The 20,464-nt window shown below is 63.7% G+C and carries 17 protein-coding genes; 7 read left to right on the forward strand and 10 right to left on the reverse strand.

Going from position 1 to position 20,464, the window contains the following annotated elements; genetic code table 11:
* Window positions 1-3 precede the first annotated feature (3 nt).
* Entirely contained in the window at window positions 4-2,619 is a 2,616-nt protein-coding gene (locus tag RCH09_RS05800) for a S53 family peptidase (protein WP_326940106.1), read from the forward strand.
* 21 nt (window positions 2,620-2,640) lie between these two features.
* Here RCH09_RS05800 and RCH09_RS05805 read toward each other — a convergent pair whose 3' ends face one another.
* On the reverse strand, window positions 2,641-3,063 hold the full coding sequence (locus RCH09_RS05805) for a thioredoxin family protein (protein WP_326940107.1): 423 nt from the start codon (window positions 3,061-3,063) through the stop codon (window positions 2,641-2,643).
* Between the two features lie 108 nt (window positions 3,064-3,171).
* Between RCH09_RS05805 and tsaB the strand changes: the two genes are divergently transcribed.
* Genes tsaB through RCH09_RS05825 form a run of 4 tightly spaced genes read left to right on the forward strand, consistent with a single transcriptional unit; the run spans window position 3,172 to window position 6,158 of the window.
* Window positions 3,172-3,870 (forward strand): tRNA (adenosine(37)-N6)-threonylcarbamoyltransferase complex dimerization subunit type 1 TsaB, encoded by a 699-nt coding sequence (gene tsaB / locus RCH09_RS05810; protein ID WP_326940108.1) that lies wholly within the window; start codon window positions 3,172-3,174, stop codon window positions 3,868-3,870.
* A gap of 53 nt (window positions 3,871-3,923) precedes the next feature.
* Complete coding sequence (gene rimI / locus RCH09_RS05815) at window positions 3,924-4,352, forward strand: ribosomal protein S18-alanine N-acetyltransferase (RefSeq protein ID WP_326940188.1); 429 nt, start codon at window positions 3,924-3,926, stop codon at window positions 4,350-4,352.
* Window positions 4,349-5,212 (forward strand): uracil-DNA glycosylase, encoded by an 864-nt coding sequence (locus RCH09_RS05820; protein ID WP_326940109.1) that lies wholly within the window; start codon window positions 4,349-4,351, stop codon window positions 5,210-5,212. The genes rimI and RCH09_RS05820 overlap by 4 nt, the downstream gene beginning before the upstream one ends.
* Window positions 5,202-6,158, forward strand: coding sequence for a DUF1853 family protein (locus RCH09_RS05825; RefSeq protein ID WP_326940110.1), 957 nt, complete (start codon window positions 5,202-5,204; stop codon window positions 6,156-6,158). The genes RCH09_RS05820 and RCH09_RS05825 overlap by 11 nt, the downstream gene beginning before the upstream one ends.
* 100 nt (window positions 6,159-6,258) lie before the next feature.
* On the opposite strand, the gene lplT is transcribed toward RCH09_RS05825, so the two are convergent.
* A complete protein-coding gene (lplT, locus tag RCH09_RS05830; RefSeq protein ID WP_326940111.1) occupies window positions 6,259-7,521 on the reverse strand; it encodes a lysophospholipid transporter LplT in 1,263 nt (420 codons plus the stop codon).
* Window positions 7,522-7,680: 159 nt separating this feature from the next.
* On the opposite strand from lplT, the gene alr reads away from it, so the two are divergent.
* Both alr and radA read left to right on the forward strand, forming a co-directional pair.
* Entirely contained in the window at window positions 7,681-8,757 is a 1,077-nt protein-coding gene (alr, locus tag RCH09_RS05835) for an alanine racemase (RefSeq protein ID WP_326940112.1), read from the forward strand.
* A gap of 13 nt (window positions 8,758-8,770) precedes the next feature.
* Window positions 8,771-10,153: a DNA repair protein RadA gene (gene radA, locus RCH09_RS05840; protein WP_326940113.1), complete on the forward strand. Its 1,383-nt coding sequence runs from the start codon at window positions 8,771-8,773 to the stop codon at window positions 10,151-10,153.
* A gap of 36 nt (window positions 10,154-10,189) precedes the next feature.
* On the opposite strand, the gene RCH09_RS05845 is transcribed toward radA, so the two are convergent.
* From RCH09_RS05845 to hpnE, 8 genes are all read right to left on the reverse strand, one after another.
* Window positions 10,190-12,049 carry a polysaccharide deacetylase family protein gene (locus tag RCH09_RS05845; RefSeq protein ID WP_326940114.1) on the reverse strand — a complete coding sequence of 620 codons (1,860 nt, stop codon included), beginning with the start codon at window positions 12,047-12,049 and terminating at the stop codon, window positions 10,190-10,192.
* A gap of 144 nt (window positions 12,050-12,193) precedes the next feature.
* On the reverse strand, window positions 12,194-13,033 hold the full coding sequence (locus RCH09_RS05850; RefSeq protein WP_326940115.1) for a hypothetical protein: 840 nt from the start codon (window positions 13,031-13,033) through the stop codon (window positions 12,194-12,196).
* Between the two features lie 4 nt (window positions 13,034-13,037).
* Complete coding sequence (locus RCH09_RS05855; RefSeq protein WP_326940116.1) at window positions 13,038-13,889, reverse strand: YaiO family outer membrane beta-barrel protein; 852 nt, start codon at window positions 13,887-13,889, stop codon at window positions 13,038-13,040.
* Window positions 13,882-15,054, reverse strand: coding sequence for a non-hydrolyzing UDP-N-acetylglucosamine 2-epimerase (gene wecB / locus RCH09_RS05860; RefSeq protein WP_326940117.1), 1,173 nt, complete (start codon window positions 15,052-15,054; stop codon window positions 13,882-13,884). The genes RCH09_RS05855 and wecB overlap by 8 nt, the downstream gene beginning before the upstream one ends.
* A 298-nt stretch (window positions 15,055-15,352) precedes the next feature.
* A complete protein-coding gene (locus tag RCH09_RS05865) occupies window positions 15,353-16,327 on the reverse strand; it encodes a hypothetical protein (protein WP_326940118.1) in 975 nt (324 codons plus the stop codon).
* The gene (locus RCH09_RS05870) at window positions 16,324-17,316 is read right to left on the reverse strand and encodes a polymer-forming cytoskeletal protein (RefSeq protein WP_326940119.1); all 993 of its coding nucleotides are present in this window, start codon (window positions 17,314-17,316) and stop codon (window positions 16,324-16,326) included. The genes RCH09_RS05865 and RCH09_RS05870 overlap by 4 nt, the downstream gene beginning before the upstream one ends.
* 41 nt (window positions 17,317-17,357) lie before the next feature.
* Window positions 17,358-18,884 (reverse strand): glycosyltransferase family 2 protein, encoded by a 1,527-nt coding sequence (locus RCH09_RS05875; protein ID WP_326940120.1) that lies wholly within the window; start codon window positions 18,882-18,884, stop codon window positions 17,358-17,360.
* 258 nt (window positions 18,885-19,142) lie between these two features.
* The gene (gene hpnE / locus RCH09_RS05880) at window positions 19,143-20,462 is read right to left on the reverse strand and encodes a hydroxysqualene dehydroxylase HpnE (protein WP_326940121.1); all 1,320 of its coding nucleotides are present in this window, start codon (window positions 20,460-20,462) and stop codon (window positions 19,143-19,145) included.
* Between the last annotated feature and the right edge of the window lie 2 nt (window positions 20,463-20,464).

A 20,464-nucleotide genomic window follows, 5' to 3' on the forward strand; every position in this document is an offset into this window, starting at 1 on the left:
GTCATGACCATCCTTTCGACTGTAATCAAATCGGCGCCGTATGCGCTCAGCCTGTGCGCAGCCGCGCTGATCAGTGCCTGCGGCGGCGGTGGCGAAACGAGCGCCACCATGACGCCGTCCCAGGACGTGGCGCCGATGGTCAATGCGACAACCACGTTCGTGATGGATACGGCGATCTTGCCGGAAAGCGCCGCTGCGATGCTGGCGCTACCGTCGTTTCGCATGGCGCCGGCACTGCTGGCTGTGCCGGAGCAGAGCGATGGCGCCAGGGCCGCACGCCACGTGCACCGACGCCTGGTCGATGGCGAACTGGCGCAGTTGTCGAACCGTCGCCTGACCGTGGACATGCTGCGGCGTGCCGGTGCGCGCACGCCGGACGCAGACCTGACGTTGAACGCCGACGAGGCGATCACGCCAATGGCCGGCACCACGCTGGTATCGACTTACACGCCGGCGCAGATTCGCGCCGCGTATGGCATGACCGCGTTGCCGGCTCCGGGCCAGGCATTGAGTGCGGCACAGGCAGCGCAGCTGGGCGCCGGTCAGACCATCTATATCGTCGATGCGATGCATGACGCGAACCTGCTGGCCGAACTGGCGGCGTTCAATCAGAAATTCGGGCTGCCAGCCTGCAGCAGCAAACTCATCACGCCGTCTACCGTCTTGCCGCTGGCCGCCGCCGGTACCACCGGTTGCGAGCTGGCCGTGGTGTACACCAATGCCAGCGGCGTGCGCAGCAGTACGCCACCCGCGGTCGATGCGGGTTGGGCCACCGAGATCACGCTGGACGTCCAATGGGCCCATGCCACTGCGCCACTGGCGCGGATCATTCTGATCGAGGCTGCCGATGCGTCGTTGAACAGTTTGCTGGGCGCGATCAAGCTGGCCAACGCCATGGGCCCCGGCGTGGTGTCGATGAGTTTCGGCGCCAACGAAGGCAGCTGGACGGCCTCGGTCGACAGCGCCTTTACTGCCGCCGGCATGACCTATCTGGCCGCCACCGGCGACTCCGGCGCGGCAGTATCGTGGCCGGCAGTGTCGCCGAACGTGGTCGCCGTCGGCGGCACCTCGCTGACGTATTCCGGCAGTGGTGCGCGCAGCGAAGTGGGCTGGTCCGGCACCGGTGGTGGCATCAGTGCTTACGTGCCGACGCCGGCATACCAGACCAACGCCGTGCCCGGCCTGGGCACAGTCGCGCGTCGCAGCGTGGCCGATGTGGCCTTCAATGCCGACCCGAGTACCGGTCAATATGTCGCCGTGCAGGGCCAGGGCAGTGCTGCGGTGAGCTGGGTCAGCGCCGGCGGTACCAGTCTGTCGACGCCACAATGGGCAGGTTTGATCGCGGTGGCAAATGCCACCCGCGCGCAGGCCGCCAGGCCGGCGCTGGGCGCGCCGCATGCCGTGTTGTATGGCCAGATTGGTGCGGTGCCGGGTAATTACGCCAGCGCCTTCGCCGATATCATCAAGGGCTCGGACGGCAGCTGCGCCGGCTGCAGCGCGAAGCTGGGCTACGACACGCTGTCCGGACTCGGTACGCCGAATGTCAACAGCCTGATCAGCGTGCTGTCCGGCGTAACGGCTGCCGCGCCACCGCCGGTCGTGACGGCGGCCGGGATTGCCGGCACCGCGGGTGTGCCGCTGGCGTTCACGGTATCGGCCAGCGGGCCGAATCCGCTCACGTATCTGCTCAGCGGCGCGCCGGCCGGCATGAGCATCGGCGCTACCGGCATCGTCAACTGGGCCGCGCCGATCGTCGGTACCTACCCGGTTGGTGTGATTGCCAAGGACAGCAAGTCAGGCTTGAGCGGGCAGGCTACCTATACCGTGACAATTTCGGCGCCAGCGCCACCGCAGATTGCAGCAGCCGCGGTCAGCGGCAATGTGGGCACGGCGCTGGGCTTCCAGGTGGCGGTCACGGCAGTCAATCCCGTCACCTATGCCTTGAGCGGCGCACCCGCCGGCATGACGATCAGTACCACCGGCGGCGTGAGCTGGCCGGCGCCAGTGGCCGGCACCTACAAGGTGACGGTGAGCGCCCGTGACAGCAAGACCGGATTGACCGGACAAGGCATCATCACCGTCGCCATCGCCGCGCCATTGCCGCCGGTGGTGAGCGCCGCGACCATCACCGGCAAGCCGGGCACGGCATTGTCGTATGCAGTCGGCGTGGTGGCGCCGAACGCGGTCAGCTTCAGCCTGGTCGGTGCGCCCGTTGGCATGAGCATTGGCAGCAACGGCGTTCTGGTGTGGGCCAACCCGGTGCTGGGAAATTATGCGGTGACGGTGGTGGCGAAGGATGGCAAGACCGGTTTGAGCGGGCAGGGCGTGCTGACACTGAAGATCGCCGCCGCCGGTCCGGTCATCAGCGCAGCGCCGATGACTGGCGTGGCCGGCAAGGCGTTGAGCGGGGCCGTCACCATTACCGATCCGGGCGCAACCTCCCTGTCGATTTCGATTTCCGGCGTGCCGTTGGGCATGGGCTTTTCCATCAACGGACTGACCCTGACGGCAAACTGGCCCAGCCCGGTGGTCGGTGTTTACAACTTGACGGTAGTGGTGACGGATTCCGCCGGATTGAGCGCCAAGCTGGTGGTGCCGGTGACGGTCACGGCGAAATAAGCGCCGCGCATCCGGACGATGTCAACCGGCCGCCAGCCGCGCGGCCAGATGCTTGTGGTCACGCCAGCGCTGGCGTTCGGCGCTGGCGGCGGTGTCGGCGGCGAGTTCGTCCAGTGACTTGTTCACGAGTGACTGCAGCAGCCGGTCGGCCACTGCCAGGGCCGGTACGACGGTGCCAAAAAAAGCCACCTGCGCACCGCGCTGTACCAGCAGTGTGGGAAAATTCTCGACATCGAAATCACCCAGCAGGTCGGCCTGGTCTTCAATGTCGATCCACAGGAAATGCTGCTCGGGATGGCGTGCCGCGAGCGCCTCGAAAGTAGTGCGGTAATCGCGGCAGGCGTCGCACCAGCCGGCGCACAAACAGGCCACCAGCAGCGTGTCGCTGCGCAGCCAGTCGCGCAACGTGGGCAGGGTCTCGCTGGAAAGTGTCAGGACGGGCATGGAGCTGGAGGCGAAGTGGCGCAGGCGTCATCGTAAACCATCTTTGTGCAGCGCAGAAGATTTGACGGAATACTGCGAAATAAAAGACCTGCGCGGTAAAATGCCGCCATGCCGATCATTCTCTCCCTCGAAACATCGTCTGACATTGCCTCAGTCGCCCTGCTGCACGGCGATGTCCTGCAAAGCCTGCAGGCCGCCGGCGCGCAAACCCATTCCCAAACCCTGCTGCCGATGGTGGCGCAACTGCTGGCCGATGCCAACCTGACGCTGGCGCAGTGCGACGCGATCGCCTTTGGCGCCGGTCCCGGCTCATTCACCGGCGTGCGCACGGCGTGCGGCGTGGCGCAGGGCCTGGCGTTCGGCGCCGATCGTCCGGTAGTAGCGATCAGCACGCTCGAAGCGATGGCGCAAGCCTGTCATGACGCCACCGGCGCACCTGCAGTGCTGGCCGTGCTGGATGCGCGCATGGGCGAAGTCTACTGGGCGCAATACCAGTTCAGTCCGGCCCTGCAGGTGGTGCTGGCGCCGCGTCTTTCAGCGCCCGAGGCGGTGCAACCCAGCGGCACAGTCACCGCCTGCGGCAATGGCCTGACGGCCTGTGCCGCGCAGTTTGCCGAGGCCGGATTCAGCCAGGGTGCGCGCGCCGACCTGATGCCGCATGCGGCCCAGGTGGCGCTGCTGGCGCGGACTGCGCTGGCGGCCGGACTGCAGGTCGCCGCGCGCGATGCGCAGCCGCTGTATCTGCGCAACCAGGTTGCCCTGACCACCGCCGAGCGCCTGCTGAAAAGCCAACAGGTGGCGGCGTGAGCGCTGTCATCCAGCTGCCGCCCGAGTTTGCGTTGCCGCTGCATTTCGCCGTGATGGAAGTCGCGGATTTGCCGGCCGTGATGGCGATTGAAGACGACGTCTACCCGCATCCCTGGACCCGCGGCAATTTTCTCGATTCGCTCAAAAGCGGTTACCAGACCTGGGTGCTGCGCGACGCCGACGGTGCGCTGCTGGGTTACTTCCTGCTGATGCTGAGCGTGGACGAGGCCCATCTGCTCAATATCTCGGTGCGCGGCGATCTGCACGGCCACGGTCTCGGTCGTTATCTGCTGGCCAAAGTCATCGACGTGGCCAATGAAAACATCCTCAGTTCGGTGCTGCTCGAAGTGCGGCCCACCAACCGGCGTGCACTGGCGGTCTATGAACGCTTTGGTTTCATCCGGATTGGCGTGCGCAAGAAGTATTACCCGGCCGCCGCCGGCCAGCGCGAGGACGCCATCGTGATGCGTTTTTCGCTATGAACGAACGGCGCGCAGCAGTACTGCAGGAACTCGGCATCGGCCCGGTGTGGCTGCGCCGCACCCGTCCGGCACTGGAGGCAGCAGTTGCCGCCGTCCCGGTAGCGCATCAGGAGTTGCCCGTTGCGGCAGCGCCGCCGACACCAGCTCGGCAGACTCCAGCGCCGCCGACACCAGTGCCGCCGCCAGCGAGTGCGGTCTCGGCCTGGGATGCGCCGGCGCAGCCTGCGGTGGCACTGGCCGTCACGCCAAACCATTCCGATGCCGAAATCGCGGCCATGAGCTGGACCCAGTTGCAGGACGCCGTGTCGAATTGCACGCGTTGCGGGCTGTGCCGCAGTCGCACCCGGGCGGTGTTCGGCAGTGGCGACGCGAAGGCGCACTGGCTGTTCGTCGGTGAAGGTCCGGGTCGGGCCGAGGACCAGCAGGGCACGCCGTTTGTCGGCCCGGCCGGCAAGCTGCTCGACAACATGCTGCAGGCCATGCGGCAACGACGCGGCGAAAATAATTTCATCACCAATGTCGTCAAGTGCCGTCCCACCGACAGCGACGGCAAGGATCGCGCGCCCAGCCCGGACGAAAGCGCAGCATGCCGCCCCTATCTGGATCGCCAGATCGCGCTGCTGAAGCCGGCGATCGTGGTCGCGCTGGGCAAGGTCGCGGCACTGGCGTTGTTGCATGCCGACCCGAAGACACCGGTCGGCGCACTGCGCGGTGTGGTCCACCGCTATGGCAATGTGCCGCTGGTGGTGACCTACCATCCTGCCTACCTGCTGCGTAAGCCGCTCGACAAATCCAGGTCATGGCGTGACCTGTGCCTGGCCGATGCGGCATTTCGCGATGTTGGACAACTTGGGATCTGAGTCCTTTCAAACGCAGTTCCATGCGCGCTGGTCCGACTTGCACAATCCGCATGTGCGTGCGCTGGCCTGGCTGATCACGTCGCCGGATCTGCTCGACCCCGCTGCGGCGCAGTGGCGCGGCAAGATCGCTCACCTGATACCGCCACCCGACGTGGATGCATGGCTGGCCGGCCTGGAGCGCGACCCCGCCATCCTGCTCGACGCGCTGGCGCTGCGGCCGTTCGAACGACTCGGACGGTACGCGGAAAAACTGCTGGCATTCCATTTTCAGCAGCACGGCACGCTGGTCGCGCACGGGGTGCAGGTGCGCACCGACAAAAATGAAACGGTGGGCGAATTCGACTATCTGTTGCGTGACGGCGAAGCGCTGGTCCACTGGGAGTTGGCGACCAAGCTGTATCTGCTGGAAGGCAGTCGCGACAGCGATTACTTCGTCGGCCCGAACCTGGCCGATACTCTGGGCCTGAAGATGTCCAAGATCCTCGATCGTCAACTGGCGCTCGGGCTGCACGCGTCGGCACAGGTACATTTGCCGGAACCGATTGCGCGGGCGCAGGCATTGATCAAGGGCTGGCTGTTTTATCACGGCGACGACCAGCCGGCAGCGCGCCTCGGGTTGATGCCGGACCACTGTCGCGGCTTCTGGTGCGCGCTCGAGGAGGCGCGCCAGCTGGAGGCTGACCGCTTTGTCGTGCTGACGCGGCTGGCCTGGCTGGCGCCCCTGCAAGTGACGCTGGCGCAGACGCTGGACAAGGCCGGCCTGCGGGCGGCGCTGCAGGCGCACTTTGCGGTGGATTCGATGCCGGTGGTGGTGGCGCTGCTGCGCCAGGACGGCGGGCTGGCGCAGGAAACCGCACGTGGCTTCGTGGTGCCGGATGACTGGCGTGAGCGGGCCGGTCAGCGCGCGCAACGCTCGTTCATTGCGGCGGCGGCGCGCCCGGATTAAGAACGCCTGACAAAACGCGCCTTGCTGCGTTGCCGCGCCTTGTCGTACAGGCGTACTGTCTGCGGCGCGGCGCCTTGCCAGACACGTTTTGTCAGGCGTTCTAGTGCTTGTGTTCGCCGATCAGCGCCAGCGAATCGAATTCGCGCTGGTTGTTGCGATGGCGTCGCATCACGACCAGCATCATGCTGGAGACGAACAGGCCGAACATGACGATGACGATATTGACATCCAGATTCAGTTTCACCATGAAGGCATACAGCACCAGCATGCCGAGCACCGACAGGTTTTCATTGAAGTTCTGCACCGCGATGGAATGCCCCGCACTCATCAGCACATGGCCGCGATGCTGCAGCAACGCGTTCATCGGCACCACGAAATAGCCCGACAGCGCGCCCACCAGAATCAGCAGCGGGTAGGCCACCCAGGTCGAGTGCACGATGGTCATCGATATCACCACCAGGCCCATCAGCACGCCCAGCGGCATGACGCTCAGCGATTTGCGCAGCGGCACGAAGCGCGCTGCGGCAACGGCGCCGATGGCGACCCCGACCGCGACCACGCCTTGCAGGATGGCGGCGCGATCGAGTGGCATGTGCAAGGATTTCTCGGCCCACTTCAGGACGATGAATTGCAGGGTCGCGGCCGCGCCCCAGAACAACGTGGTCACGCCGAGCGAAATCTGGCCGAGCTTGTCGCGCCACAGCATGGCGTAGCAACGGCCAAAATCGGTAATCAGGCGAATCGGATTGTGTTTTTGATTGGCGTAGCGCGCACCGGTGTCGGGAATGCGTAGATTGAAGACGGCTGCCAGCAGATAGATCCCGCCAATCACGCACAGGGCAGCCTCAATTGGAGTGTTGACACCGGTATCGAGCATCGGCATGTCGAAACTGAGCAGCGTCGCGGAAATATGGGGATTGACCAGGGCGCCGCCCAGCACGGTGCCGAGAATGATGGATGCGACGGTCAGTCCCTCGATCCAGCCGTTGGCCGCGACCAGTTTTTCGGCCGGCAGCAATTCGGTCAGGATGCCGTATTTGGCCGGCGAGTAGGCGGCGGCGCCGAGGCCGACGATGGCATAGGCCAGCAGCGGATGGACGTTGACGAACATCAGGCTGCAGCCGAAGATCTTGATCAGATTGGTAATGAACATGACGCGGCCCTTCGGCAGCGCATCGGCGAAGGCGCCCACGAACGCCGCCAGCAGAACGTACGACATTCCGAAGAACAACTTCAGCAATGGCGTCATCCACTGCGGGGAATTCATTTGCGTCAGGACCGCGATGGCAGCGATCAACAGCGCATTATCCGCCAGCGACGAAAAAAACTGCGCTGTCATGATGGTATAGAAACCGCGGTTCATTCGCATTCGTGAGTGCAATCCAGTTCAGTCCGGCTTGCTTTATACCATGAAAGGTTCGCGAAACTCTGAATATGGCACAGCTGCTGCGCGGGTAGCTCCGGTAAAATGGCGCACAGCTTGCACCCGCCCCGCCGAACGTTTTTGATCAGCCGCCAACCTATGCCCAGACCACTCGTCGCCATCATCGATATTGCCGCACTGCAGCACAACTTAACTGTCGCGAAACGCAAGACACCGCAGGCCCGGGTGTGGGCAGTGGTCAAGGCCAACGCCTATGGACACGGACTGGAGCGCGCGCTGCGCGGGTTCGCCGAGGCCGACGGCCTGGCGTTGATCGAGCCCGATGCGGCGGTCCGTTTGCGCGATCTGGGCTGGCGCAAGCCGATCCTGCTGCTGGAAGGATGTTTCGATGCGGTGGATTTCGCGATTGCGGCGCAGTACCAATTTGATATCGCGATTCATTGCGCCGAACAAATCGCGTTGCTGGAACAGACACGCTTCCCCAAGCCCGTCAACATCCACCTGAAGATGAACAGCGGCATGAACCGGCTGGGCTTCACGCCTGCGGCATTCGCTGGCGCCTTTGGTCGCTTGCGGGACAACCCGGCGGTGGCATCGATCACGCTGATGACCCATTTTGCCAACGCCGACGACGCCGACAATCCGGCCCTGCCGCTGGCCGAGCAGTTGCGCCGGTTTCAGCTTGGCAGCGCCGGTCTCGATGCGCCGGTGAGCGTGTCCAACTCCGGTGCCACGCTGTTGCATGCCGGGTTGACCAGTCATCAGGTACGGCCCGGCGTCATGTTGTACGGTGGCAGTCCCGGCACGGCGCCGGCGGCCGACTTTGACTTGCGCCCGGCCATGACCCTGCAGAGCGAATTGATCGGCATCCAGCAGATTCACGCCGGCGAGGCGGTCGGCTATGGCAGCCGCTTCGTCGCGCCGGTGCCCATGAGCGTGGGCGTGGTCGCCTGCGGTTACGCCGACGGCTATCCGCGCCATGCGCCCACCGGCACGCCGATCCTGGTCCAGGGGATGCGCACGCGGGTGATCGGCAATATCTCGATGGACATGCTCACGGTTGACCTGACGCCGGTGCCGACGGCGCATGTCGGCAGCTGCGTCACGCTGTGGGGCGACGACCTGCCGATCGACGAGGTGGCCCGTGCCGCCGGCACCATCGGCTATGAATTGATGTGCGCGATCGCGCCACGCGTGCGCGTCACCGAACGGTAATCAGACGAACTCCATGGCAAAAGCAAAAACCAACTACACCTGCAGCGAATGCGGCGGCATCAGTAATAAATGGACCGGCCAGTGCCCCTCCTGTCAACAATGGAACACGCTGGTCGAGACCGTCATCGAGACGCCCGGGCTGAACCGCCTGTCGCAGCCGCAGCAGCATGTCGGACTGGCGCAGGCGGCACCGGTGCTGTCGCTGGCCGATATCGAGGCGATCGATGTGCCGCGCTTTGGCACCGGCATCGAGGAATTCGACCGGGTGCTGGGCGGCGGCCTGGTGCCGGGCGGCGTGGTGCTGATTGGCGGTGACCCGGGGATCGGCAAATCGACACTGCTGCTGCAGGCGCTGGGCAGCATGTCGCGCACGCGCAAGGTGCTGTATGTCAGCGGCGAGGAATCGGGGGCCCAGATTGCGTTGCGCGCCAAGCGCCTGGTGGTCGAGGCCAGGGATCTGCAATTTCAGGCAGAAATCCAGCTGGAAAAAATTCTCGCCACCCTGGCCGAGCACCGGCCCGACGTGGCGGTCATCGATTCGATTCAAACCGTCTACTCGGATGCGCTGAGTTCGGCGCCGGGCTCGGTCGCCCAGGTGCGGGAATGCGCTGCGCAACTGACCCGCACCGCGAAGCAGAGCGGCGTGACCATCATCATGGTTGGCCACGTGACCAAGGAAGGCGCGCTGGCCGGACCGCGCGTGCTGGAACACATTGTCGATACGGTGCTGTATTTCGAGGGCGATACGCATTCCAGTTTTCGCCTGGTGCGGGCCGTCAAGAACCGCTTTGGCGCGGTGAATGAACTGGGCGTGTTTGCGATGACCGAAAAGGGGCTCAAGGGCGTGTCGAATCCGTCGGCGCTGTTCCTGTCGCAGCACGATAACCAGGTGCCGGGTTCCTGCGTGATGGTCACGCAGGAAGGCACGCGGCCCTTGCTGGTGGAGATACAGGCACTGGTGGACAGCTCGCACGGTCCGAATGCGCGGCGGCTGTCGGTCGGACTCGATCAGAACCGGCTGGCGATGTTGCTGGCCGTGTTGCACCGGCATGCCGGCGTCGCCGCCTTCGATCAGGATGTCTTCATCAATGCCGTCGGCGGCGTCAAGATCACCGAACCGGCGGCGGATCTGGCCGTAATGCTGGCGATCCAGTCGTCGTTGCGCAACAAGCCGCTGCCGCGCGGGTTGGTGGTGTTTGGCGAGGTCGGACTGGCCGGCGAGATACGTCCCGCCCCGCGCGGACAGGAACGCTTGCGTGAAGCCGCCAAACTGGGCTTTTCGGTGGCAATGATTCCGAAAGCGAATGCACCGAAAGGCAAGATCGAAGGATTGAACGTGATCGCCGTCGAGCGGATCGACGAAGCGCTCGAAAAGATCCGCGACGCCGCCGTGTAATACCGCGGCCTGCCTGGCCGGCAGGCTGCGCCGGACCTATTGGCGCGCGGCGGTCAACTGGCGTTCGGCGCAACGCACCTCGAACTGGCGCACGTTACCGGCGCTGACTTGCCAGCCGGATTGCACTCTTTGGATCGCACCATTGCCCTGGGTGATGGTGGGGCTGCCGCACTGGTTGGCCGGAATGATCCAGCTCATGTGGTCCAGTGTTGTCGCGTCGTTGGCCCTGATGCCGATTTGTCCTAGCTTGCCATCGACTTGCCATTGCACCGCCTCACGGCGCGACATGAATCGCGCCACCTCGGTCATCGTGCGCCAGACGAACTGGTGTTGCGCTTGCAGCGCACGGGTCGTGTCCAGTAACGCGCGCATCGATTCGGCATAGTAGGGCACGCCAATCGGATGGCAATAGATTTGCCGGATGGTCTGGTTGGTGGCGACGAAATGGGACAGGTCAATGAGCCACTGCGTCATTGGCGCGGCCGGCTGGTTGGCGAACATGGCTTCTTCGAACGAGGCAATGCGCCCGAACGGCGTCACCGGGATGGACCAGGTGTCGCCGTCGATTCTGGTGTTGTTGCGGAACATGCGGGTTGGACCAATGCCGAGGTTGGAAGTCGTGTAGTAGGTAATCATGCCGTGACGTGCAATCCATTCGGTCACCCACAGCGGATGGTTGCCGATCGGCGCCGAGTACTCGGTGATCGGCGTGCCGGTCGCGGCGCGCATCGCGTCATTGTTCAGCGCCAGAAATTGTTCATTGGCGGCGCGGTTGGTTTCATTGATGTGCGTGCCGAAGTAGTTATGAATCCAGCCACCGTGATTGCCTATTGCGTGACCACTGGCCTGCAGCTTCCTGATCCATTGCCGCGTGGCCGGGTTGTGGTCGACATCCATCCCGAAGCCGTCGCCGAAGCGGTTCACGTCCGGCCCGGCGGTAAAGTGGATCGAATACGGCCCCTGCGCAAACACCCCCATTTTTTCCAGTGTATCGAGGCTCTTGATGGCAGCGCCATTGTCGACGTGAATGTTCAGGATCAATCCGCCAATGCCATCGGGCGCGGCCAGCAGCCGCGGAAGGCCGACAAACTCGTCGGAGAAGAAACGCAGAAAGGCGTGCAGCAGCAAGCCGTCGGTGCTGTTCTTGAGCTGTCCCAGTGGCAGGTTCACGAACAGCGTGCGACCTTGCCCGAAGTGACGCTGTGCCGCCACCACCTGGCGCTCCGGCGTGATCAGCAGGACATCGGTGTCGGTGGCGACGTCGCCGGTCTGAAACTGCGGGTACTTGAGGTCCTGGTAGCGATAGGTCGTCATCCATCGATCAAACTGCCGCGTGCCGAACTGCACCGCCGGCTGCTGCTCGCTGCGACCGGGCGGAATGCCGATGCGCCGCATCGAATCGGTGCTGCCGATGACCGGCCCGGCGCGCATGACATTCTTGCCGAAGCGCGCATACATGGCGTAGTTAACCCCCGCCGTGTCAGCCAGTCGAGCACCTTTCGGGAGATAGGCGCCGTTCAAATCCCATGTCAGTGCATCGAACACCAGCATCAACCGGCCTCCGTGACTGACATACTCACGCAGTGCATCAGTCAGATAGGTTGAGGCACTGCGGTGGATGGTGTCGGGCGCCACGATGCCGGCGTAGCTGCGTTGCTCACTCTGGCTGGCGCGCAGGAACTGGCTGGCCGTGACGACGTCGAGCTTGACGCCTTCCTCCAGTGCCGCCTGCTGCCAGATCAGGGTGAGCTCCGGGTCGGTGCCATCGGCCACCAGCAGCGCCAGCGCATGCCGTTGATCGACACGGGACGGCAGCGCCAGCAGCACGGTGCCGATGACGGCGATGGCGAGAATGACAAGCAACCATGCCTGTCTGGATAGACGGAAGCGACGCATGACGGGTTCGTCCTGTTGATCAATCGGATGGTGGCTGGAAGCGGTGGAGGAGGGATAGCGCCGCTGGCGGGCCACGAAAGGCGTTGGCTGCGCCGACGGTGGTGACCTGCTGCCATCGGTCGTCGCCGCTGTGGCACGGCGCCGTCATTGCGTATCCTGTTGCGGCAGCATGCTGATCAGCCATGAATACAGCGCGACGAATAGCAAGACGTCAAATACGGCACCAAAACATACGTACAGCAACGGCATGTACAGCACCGACGTTTTGTACAGGATCAGCGTATGCAGCACCGCCTTGTGGGGAATCATCACGATGAAGTATCCAAGGATGCCGAGCGTGTGCGTGACCTTGACCGTCAGGCTCAGATGCAACAGGTAGTAGCCGACCGCGAGCATCAGCGGAATGGCCAGAATCAGAATGTGACCCATGGTGAGCACGTCCTGCAGATGATCGGATACGGTGTACGGGAACTGCGCCGGGGCGTACCAGAAAAACAGCAGCGCAATTGCCTGCACCCCGCACAGGATGCGCAGCAGGTACTGCAGCGGGACCATCCGGCCCTGCATCCCGAAGGTCGTTGCGAACACCAGCAAGGTGAGGGTCATTGACGTCAGTCGCGCCGAAAATCCGGGAATGGCGGCTTCGACGACATCGTTGCGCCAGTCAAAATGCAAGGTGCTGATCGACGCGGCAGGATTGGTCGCCTGCAGCGGCAGGTCCAGGCGCGCGAACCAGAACGCAATGCAGTTGCGCCAGAAATTGGTCAGTGCGGGTTCGGCAAGGATGAGCAATCCGCAGAAAATAAGCGGCAACAGGATGACCTGCAGCCACAATGCCGGCCCGATGCGAAGGCGGCAGATGGCGCGATGTTGACGCGCACTGGCATGGCGCGCTTTGGCATCCTCGATCGCCAGGGCGGCAGTGGCGAAGGCCGCGTCACGTTCCTGCAGACGCAGTGGCTGAGTGGGAGTGTGCAGTGGCATGGCGTCAATCAAACTGGTGCGTAAGCCCGATATCAACGCCAGTACGCTCGTAGGTCGGATTGCGGTAGTGATTCAGCCCTGCGCTCAATCCCCAGCGAGGACTGAGTCGATAGCGCCACGTGAGGCTGGCTTCCTTGCTGTCGAAGTTGACCAGCGTCGTGTTTTCGGTCAGCGCCTGATAGCCTTCGCTGCCCCAGGCGACCCGTGCCGCCAGTGCATTGGCGGGATCGGGGTTGTAGCTCAGCGCGACGAACTGCTGGTGCGTGTTGACTTCTCCGGGACTGCTGCGGTTGAAGCGCAAGCCGACCTCAAGCACCACGGGCTGCGCAAAATACCAGGCCCCGCCAACGCTGATGCTGCGGTCGATATGCCCGTCCGGGGCATTGTAGAAGCCAAGCCCGAACGCACTCACCAGATTTTTTTGCGGCAGCCATTTGCGGTAGAGGAAGCCGTCATAGCGGTACCGCGGCAAATAGAACGCGCCGTCACCAGCGCCAATCGAATTGGTGGTGAACCAGTCGTCATTGATGTTCCAGGTATCGGTCAGGCCGAAAAAATTGCCGTCGGTATCAAACTCCCTTTTGGCCGACAACTCGCCCTGCAACACATGTGGGCCGGTCTCGGCAACACCGCGCACGGTCAGATGTCGCCATGATGCAAAGCCGCCGCTCAGATGCTGGGTGCCGGTGCTGACGTCGAGGCTGCGCACCGGTTGCCGCACCAGCGTATCTGGCGGCGCCGTATCGCCGGACTCGGCTTGTGCGGCTGCCGCGCAGAAGCAGATCAGGATCGCAGGCAGCGGCCGGGAAAGCGCGTGGTGCGGCAGGAGCGTTGCAGGCAGGCGGCGTTCAGGCATCAACGAGAACTCCGCACGCGGTGGAGGAAAGAATGGCGGCGATGCGTTGCGCTGATTTTCCATCGCCGAAGGGGCTGTGCTCAACCTGCATGTTGCGATAACTGATTTCATCGTTGAGCAGCCGACCCGCATGCAGCAGGATCTGTTCGGCGTCGGTACCGACCAGTCGCGCACCGCCAGCGTCGACCAGTTCCTGACGTTCGGTGCTGTTGCGGGCGATCAGCACCGGTTTGGCAAAGGCGGAGGCCTCTTCCTGGATGCCGCCGGAATCGGTCAGCGTGAAGTGGCAGCGCGCCAGCACCTCGATCAATGCCGGATATTCCAGCGGCGCCGTCAGGCAGATGCGATCTCGCACCGGTTGCGGCATTTGCCTGAACGCGTCTTCAACGTCCTGTCGCACATCCGGGTTCGGATGCACGGGCCACAGCGCAATGGTGTCGGGGTGCTCTGACAACAGCGTACCGACGGCGCGGGCAATCTGCCGAATCGGTTCGCCCCAGTTCTCGCGGCGGTGCGCGGTGACCAGGATGAGCTGGTGATGCGGGTAGTCGCCAAGGAAGGCACGTGCAGCGGCGGGAATGGCTTGCCTGGATTCGCTTGTCCGACGCTGCAGTCGTTCGCGGGTCCAGAGCGCCGCGTCGATGACCGTATTGCCGACTTCAAAGATGCGCTCGGCCGGAATGCGTTCGGCCAACAGGTTGCTGCTCGCCTGTTCGGTTGGTGGAAAGTGCCAGCGCGCGAGACGGCCGATCAGCTCGCGATTTTTTTCTTCCGGAAAGGGGTCGCGCTGATGCGTGCGCAGGCCGGCTTCGACATGGGCGACAGGTACATTGTGATAGTAGCCAATCAACGCACCGATAAATGCCGAGGTGGTGTCGCCCTGCACCAGGATGATATCCGGCTGCAGGTTTTGCATCGCGGCTTCAAGCCCGTCGCTCAGCGCCGCAGTGAGGTGCGCCAGCGACGAGGATTTGCGCTGCAAGTCGATAACGATATCGGGTGGCATGTCGAAGAAGCGGTACAGCTCGTGCGCGATGGCTTCATGCTGGCCCGTGTGAATGACGAGAGCACGGTGTCCGAGCGACTGCAGCGCCTTGTGCACTGGGGCCATCTTGATGATCTCCGGCCGGGTTCCGATGCAGGTGAGGAAGGTGAGCTTTTGCATAACAATGGTCAATCATGGTTGATCAAATTGGGCAGCGAAAATATGGCAGCGGTCCCGTGCGGTGATGTCGGAACAGTCTGGTGAAAAGCGCCGCGTTGACGTGTTGGTATTTTTATAGCATCCGCAATTTCTGATGCCTTTGATAATAATCAGGCGCGCTTGCCCTTGTTCAGTGATGCGTTGTATTCATTGGTGCTTCAGACCGAGACGTTGCGCGTCAGCGTCGCGCTGGAGAGCGGATTTTCTCGATGCCGGCGCGGGCCTGGCGCGGGCGCGCCCGAAGCCGGCCGCGCACACGCTAATTGCAGATGGTTGACGCCGGCGCCGGCGCCATTCCCTTGCTGCGCAGGATCTGCGTGACGACTTCATCGGTCACGGTCCAGTGCCCGGTCTGCTGGTAAGGCAGGGTTTCTCGCATCCAGCATTGCGCCGACATGCTGTCGTGCTGCTTCCATGCCAATAGCGCCAGCAGACCCCACGCATAGTCGGCCCGGACCTGCCGCAGCCAGGCGCGGCGGTGGGATCGCATCCAGTTGCGGTAGTAATTCCGGTCGGCGTCGGGCGGCAGCGCAAAGTCGAACAGCAATGGAAAGATCTGCGCAACCTGATCGGGGTAGAACGCAGCGGGCATGTTCTTTTGTTCCGGTTGCGTCGACACCAGGAACCGCTGCGACTTCGGATCCCAGAACGTCGCACGAATTGCGCGTGCAAAATCGCGCGCCTCCAGACTCTGGGCCAGGCCCGGGCGGGACGATTTGAAGGACCAGATTTCAAGGTTGTCCATGAACAGGCCGTGCTGGAACACCGGCGACACCAGATAGATGCCGCGCGTCGGATCGTGCAGCCGGGCCAGTGTCGCTGCAGCAGCATCGCGGCTCTTGCGCCAGGACGGCTTGTCACGCAGACGCGATGGCATCGCGTCGATGAACTTGAGCCAGATGGCCAGCAATGCGTCATCGGCATCCGCCGATCGGCAACCGAGCCAGACCGGTCCGGTACGGCAGAAGCGATCGAAACAGCCGTCCGGTCGCTGCCGGGCAATGAGCCAATCGCCCCACTTTTCTGCGTAAGCGCTGATGTCCATGCCATGTTCGTGCGCCAGCAACAGGGTCTGCAGCGTGAAGTAGGGGTCGATGACGTTTCCGGTTTCGAGAATCGTGATGGCGCCGGATTGCTCGACGAAGCCTTTCAGGGCCAGCGTCGGGGTGGCTGTTCCGGTCGTGGCGTTCAGGATCAGCCAGGCTGCCGCGAGCAATTTGATCAGGCGTTTCATGGCGCCCAGACGACGCCCACACTTCTGGCCCAAACGGCACCGTGACTGACGGCCCCGCACCCGGCGATGAGGTTGTCGGCACTGATCGTGGTGGGAGCATCGCGTGCGCCGATCACGGCGCCTGAGCCAATGACGATGTCGGTTTCCGACACCACCGGGCCGGCGATGCTCGCATGATCGAGAATGTAAATACGGTCGTCGCAGATGAGCGAGCCAATGATGCGCGCGCCGGCGCCGATGATGGCGCCTTGCCTGACCTTGATGTCGCCGATGAGCGTGGTGTGATTGCCGACGATCAGATGACCGAGCACGACCAGCGAGCCTTTGTACAGGTGGCCGGGCGGCAAGCTGCAGTCGCCCCGTATCAGGTGCAGATCGTCGCTGCGGCGGATCGCGCCCGGCAGGGTGCGCAATTCGGATCGTGCACCAGCCAGTGGCGGTGGTGGCGCGACGGCCGGGTCGGCCAGGCCGAACCGGATGACCGGGGCCTGAAGCCGTTCGAAGCAGCATTGCGCGGCCAGATCGATCGCTGTGCGGGATGACAATCGACGCAGCGCCACACAGGACGGTCCGAGCTCGATCGCGCCGTCTGCATGGCCCCAGTCGAGGATTTCACTCGACGCTCCGAGCCGGAGTTCGCCACAGGCAAGCACTGCAGCAAGACTGCTCTCCCGCGGTGCCGTCAGATCGGTCGTGACGAAGATCGGCTGCCGGCACCGGATCGGGTTGGTCGCATGCAGTCCGCGCAACGCGATCAGGGGGCGCGTCATTGCAGGCCAGTTCACCTTGTCCGGCGCATCGAAAAGGTAATCGAAGTTGCCTATCGCGCCATCCTTCGTGCCGATCTCGGCAATGGCATCGCGGCGAAACTGGCGGGCAAAGTAGTCGATCTCGTTGGCATGCTGGCGTGAAATCGGCAACGGCGAACAATCGCTGGGCGTGCGCCATTCGCGTAGCGTGGGAACGAATGGCAGCGTCAGCATTGCCATGCAGAGGACACAAAAGAGCAGCATCAGTAGCGTTGTCATCATCAGGCCAGCGGCGGCTGCCGGTAGCGCACCGTTTTATCCCACACCATCTCGCGCTTGAGCAACCAGTCGAAGAACAGATTGCCGCAGGCGCGGGAAATCGCGAACAGGCTGATGAAGAAGCACAGCAGGTTCAACGGCAGCAGACGCAACCGGTTGCGGTTGCCGTCCAGCAGAACCGCCATCACGATTTCGAAGAAGGCGGCAAAGTTTCCCATGGTGCTGAACGCCATCAGCGCACACGCCGGAATCAGGCGATTGAGCAGTGCGCCGGCGTTGGCAAAGTACAGCGCGACGACGATGAACCAGCCTGCCAGCAGCAGCAACGGAATGACAAACACCAGCAGCAGCAACATGCCGTCGATGCGTTCGCGCAGGGTCAGAAACGGGCTGGTCAGGAACTGGAACCAGTAGCGCACGAGAACCTGGTTGTGCCCCTTCGACCAGCGCATCACCTGCCTGATGCGAATGGACCAGTCTTCGGGCACTTCCTCATAGCATTCGGCGCGGTTGGTGTAGACGGTTTTCCAGCCGTTGATCATCAAGCGGTAGGTCATGTCGGTGTCCTCGGCGAGGATGTCGTCATGCCATCCGCCCACGGCGGTGATCGCCGAACGCCGCACGCCGCCGACAGTGCCGCCATATTGCGGCATCAATCGCAGGTTCATGCGCGCCTGCTGATCGACCTGATAGCCGCCCGCGCGCTCCAGGTCGAGCAGGCGGGTGAGCAGATTGGCGCCCGCATTCATGGGCACCACGCGTCCCATCACGGCGCCGACCTCGGGATCAAAAAACGGTGCGACCAGCTGCTTGAGCAGGCCGCGCCCGGGCACATAGTCGGCGTCGAAGACGATGACGATATCGCCCTCCACAAAGGCCAGGGCGTCCTTGAGTGCGGCCGACTTGCCACCTTTGCCGGTGACCCGGTGAAACGGCATGATGCGGCCCGGGAAGCGCGCCACGCAGGCATCGATGATGTCGCGGGTGCGGTCGGTGGAGCGGTCATTCACGGGCACGATCTTCAGTCGATGCGCAGGATAGTTGGTGTCGAGCAGGGCCTCGATGCATCCTGCAATGACTTTTTCTTCATTGTGTGCGGCGATGAGGACAGTAATCATCGGCCAGCTGGCGCATTCGATGTCGATATACGGATGGCGCTGTTTGCCGAACAGGCGGTTGAGCGTGAAAAGGACATGGCGGGCAGCGTAGATCATCATCACGATCACGATCATGAACAACAACGCCGCCATCATCGCAACCCATGGCCGACGCTGGACATCGGGCAGCAGATCGGACAGGCCAAGCTGACGCGGCGGCAGCTGTTCGATGCGGTCGAGAACCTTGTCGCCACTTTCGGAGCGGGACAACTCCGGTGGCTTGAGCAGCATGAAGGCGGCCTCGTCGGCGCCGTCCCGGGCCGCAACCATCTGCACCGTTGTCGTTCGGGCGGCGGGCGGCTCTGCCGCTACGCCGCCGGCCGATGCGATGAATGCGATGCCCAGCAGCAGCGGTGACAGGCGCAGCGGCATCGATGCCGGCTGCGGTCTTTGCGGCGGGGACGCGACGTGACGGCGGCGTCCGGTGGACGGGAATTGGGTTCGTGGAAAAACGGGCATCGATGATCTCGGTCATGCTTGTTGGGGCCAGTGCAATACGTTGAAAAATTGTATGCGCGGCGCCGCCCGCTTCCTTGATAACCAACAAACGAAATTGAAACACGGGAAGAAAATGCGCACCGGTGCGCAAGGGCACAGGGGCTGGCTTACAACAGGAGGTGCGATTCCTTGTCAGCGCAGTGCGCGCACCAGGCGGGCAGCCTCGATCCCGCTTCGCACCGCCGATTCGAGTGTGGCCGGATAGGGACCTGCGGTGTAATCACCGGCCAGGAACAGGTTCGGTGCGGTGGTCGAGCTGGTCGGGCGCAACAGGCCGGGCGAGCAGCGAAAGGTGGCACGCTTCTCGGTGATGACTTTGCTCCACGATGGCGTGGTCAGTTCCGGTCGTGCAAACACATTGGCGAGTTGTTGCGTGATGGCGGCAATCAGTGCCGGATGACCGGCCTCGACGGCTGCCGTCGAGGCGCTGACCACCACTGCCAGCAGACCCTGTTGCTGGTCATTGAGCTGGCCGCGGTCAAACACGAATTGTCCCCACTGCGCAGTGGACGGGTCATCGATCAGCGCATGGAACGGCAGCGCGAGCCGACAGTCCGGCGCGTATTGCAGGTAGCAGGTCGTGATGGGTTCGTGCGCGAGCCCGGTCAGTGCGGTGACGTCGGCATGCGGCGCCAGCAGTGTCGCGGCATTATCCGGATCGGTGGCGAGGATCAGATGGTCGAAGCGCGCCTCCGGCCGTGGTTCGCCCACGCAATCGAGTTGCCACCCCTGCGCCACGGGCGCAATTGAACGGACCCGCACGCCGCAGTGGACGCTGGCCCCGCGCTGCGCCAGAAACCGCGCCGCCTGTTGCGGGAACAGGGCGCTCAAATCCTGGCGTGGCAACAGCATGTCGGAAGCGGCGCGCCGCGCGCCAAGACTGTCCTTGAGCACATTCAGAAATACCTGCGCGGAGGCCTGCTCCGGCGCCGTGTTGAGTGCGGCGATGCAGAGCGGACGCCACATCAGCTGGATCAGTCGGGTAGTCTGGTCAAAACGCAGCAGCAGTTCCGACACGCTGCAATCGGTGTCGAGCTGCCAGCCCATCCAGCGCGCGGCCGACGAGAAACGCATCAAGGCCAGTTTGTCAGCGCGCTGCATGCCGCTGGCACGCCACAGCGCGACCAGCACATGCAGCGGTGCTGGCAAACGCGGCGCAACGAAATCCAGTCCGCTGGACGGCGGGTAGCGCATTTGCAATGGCAGGCGCAGCAATGCGGTATCGGGATCAATCCCGACCAGCCGCATCAGGCGCAACGATTCGCGGTAGGCGCCGAGCAGGATGTGCTGCCCGTTGTCGAGCATGCGGCCATTGAGTTCGACCTGGCGGGCCCGGCCGCCAAGGGTGCGGCCGGCCTCGAACAACGTCACGCGCTGGCCGGCTTGCGCCAGCTCAACGGCCGCCGCGCAGCCGGCCCAGCCAGCGCCGATCACCGCCGTGTGCGCCGTCATCG

Origin of the sequence: Actimicrobium sp. GrIS 1.19, from assembly GCF_035984655.1 — a bacterium.
Classification (GTDB): Bacteria; Pseudomonadota; Gammaproteobacteria; order Burkholderiales; family Burkholderiaceae_D; genus Actimicrobium.

What these genes read in the sequence shown, in the direction of transcription:
- RCH09_RS05845 (WP_326940114.1), bottom strand. Translation starts at nt 12,049, where the DNA reads ATGCGTCGCTTCCGTCTATCCAGACAGGCATGGTTGCTTGTCATTCTC.
- alr (WP_326940112.1), top strand. Translation starts at nt 7,681, where the DNA reads ATGCCCAGACCACTCGTCGCCATCATCGATATTGCCGCACTGCAGCAC.
- radA (WP_326940113.1), top strand. Translation starts at nt 8,771, where the DNA reads ATGGCAAAAGCAAAAACCAACTACACCTGCAGCGAATGCGGCGGCATC.
- RCH09_RS05855 (WP_326940116.1), bottom strand. Translation starts at nt 13,889, where the DNA reads ATGCCTGAACGCCGCCTGCCTGCAACGCTCCTGCCGCACCACGCGCTT.
- RCH09_RS05820 (WP_326940109.1), top strand. Translation starts at nt 4,349, where the DNA reads ATGAACGAACGGCGCGCAGCAGTACTGCAGGAACTCGGCATCGGCCCG.
- hpnE (WP_326940121.1), bottom strand. Translation starts at nt 20,462, where the DNA reads ATGACGGCGCACACGGCGGTGATCGGCGCTGGCTGGGCCGGCTGCGCG.
- wecB (WP_326940117.1), bottom strand. Translation starts at nt 15,054, where the DNA reads ATGCAAAAGCTCACCTTCCTCACCTGCATCGGAACCCGGCCGGAGATC.
- RCH09_RS05805 (WP_326940107.1), bottom strand. Translation starts at nt 3,063, where the DNA reads ATGCCCGTCCTGACACTTTCCAGCGAGACCCTGCCCACGTTGCGCGAC.
- RCH09_RS05865 (WP_326940118.1), bottom strand. Translation starts at nt 16,327, where the DNA reads ATGAAACGCCTGATCAAATTGCTCGCGGCAGCCTGGCTGATCCTGAAC.
- RCH09_RS05800 (WP_326940106.1), top strand. Translation starts at nt 4, where the DNA reads ATGACCATCCTTTCGACTGTAATCAAATCGGCGCCGTATGCGCTCAGC.
- RCH09_RS05875 (WP_326940120.1), bottom strand. Translation starts at nt 18,884, where the DNA reads ATGCCGCTGCGCCTGTCACCGCTGCTGCTGGGCATCGCATTCATCGCA.
- RCH09_RS05850 (WP_326940115.1), bottom strand. Translation starts at nt 13,033, where the DNA reads ATGCCACTGCACACTCCCACTCAGCCACTGCGTCTGCAGGAACGTGAC.
- RCH09_RS05870 (WP_326940119.1), bottom strand. Translation starts at nt 17,316, where the DNA reads ATGGCAATGCTGACGCTGCCATTCGTTCCCACGCTACGCGAATGGCGC.
- rimI (WP_326940188.1), top strand. Translation starts at nt 3,924, where the DNA reads ATGGAAGTCGCGGATTTGCCGGCCGTGATGGCGATTGAAGACGACGTC.
- tsaB (WP_326940108.1), top strand. Translation starts at nt 3,172, where the DNA reads ATGCCGATCATTCTCTCCCTCGAAACATCGTCTGACATTGCCTCAGTC.
- lplT (WP_326940111.1), bottom strand. Translation starts at nt 7,521, where the DNA reads ATGAACCGCGGTTTCTATACCATCATGACAGCGCAGTTTTTTTCGTCG.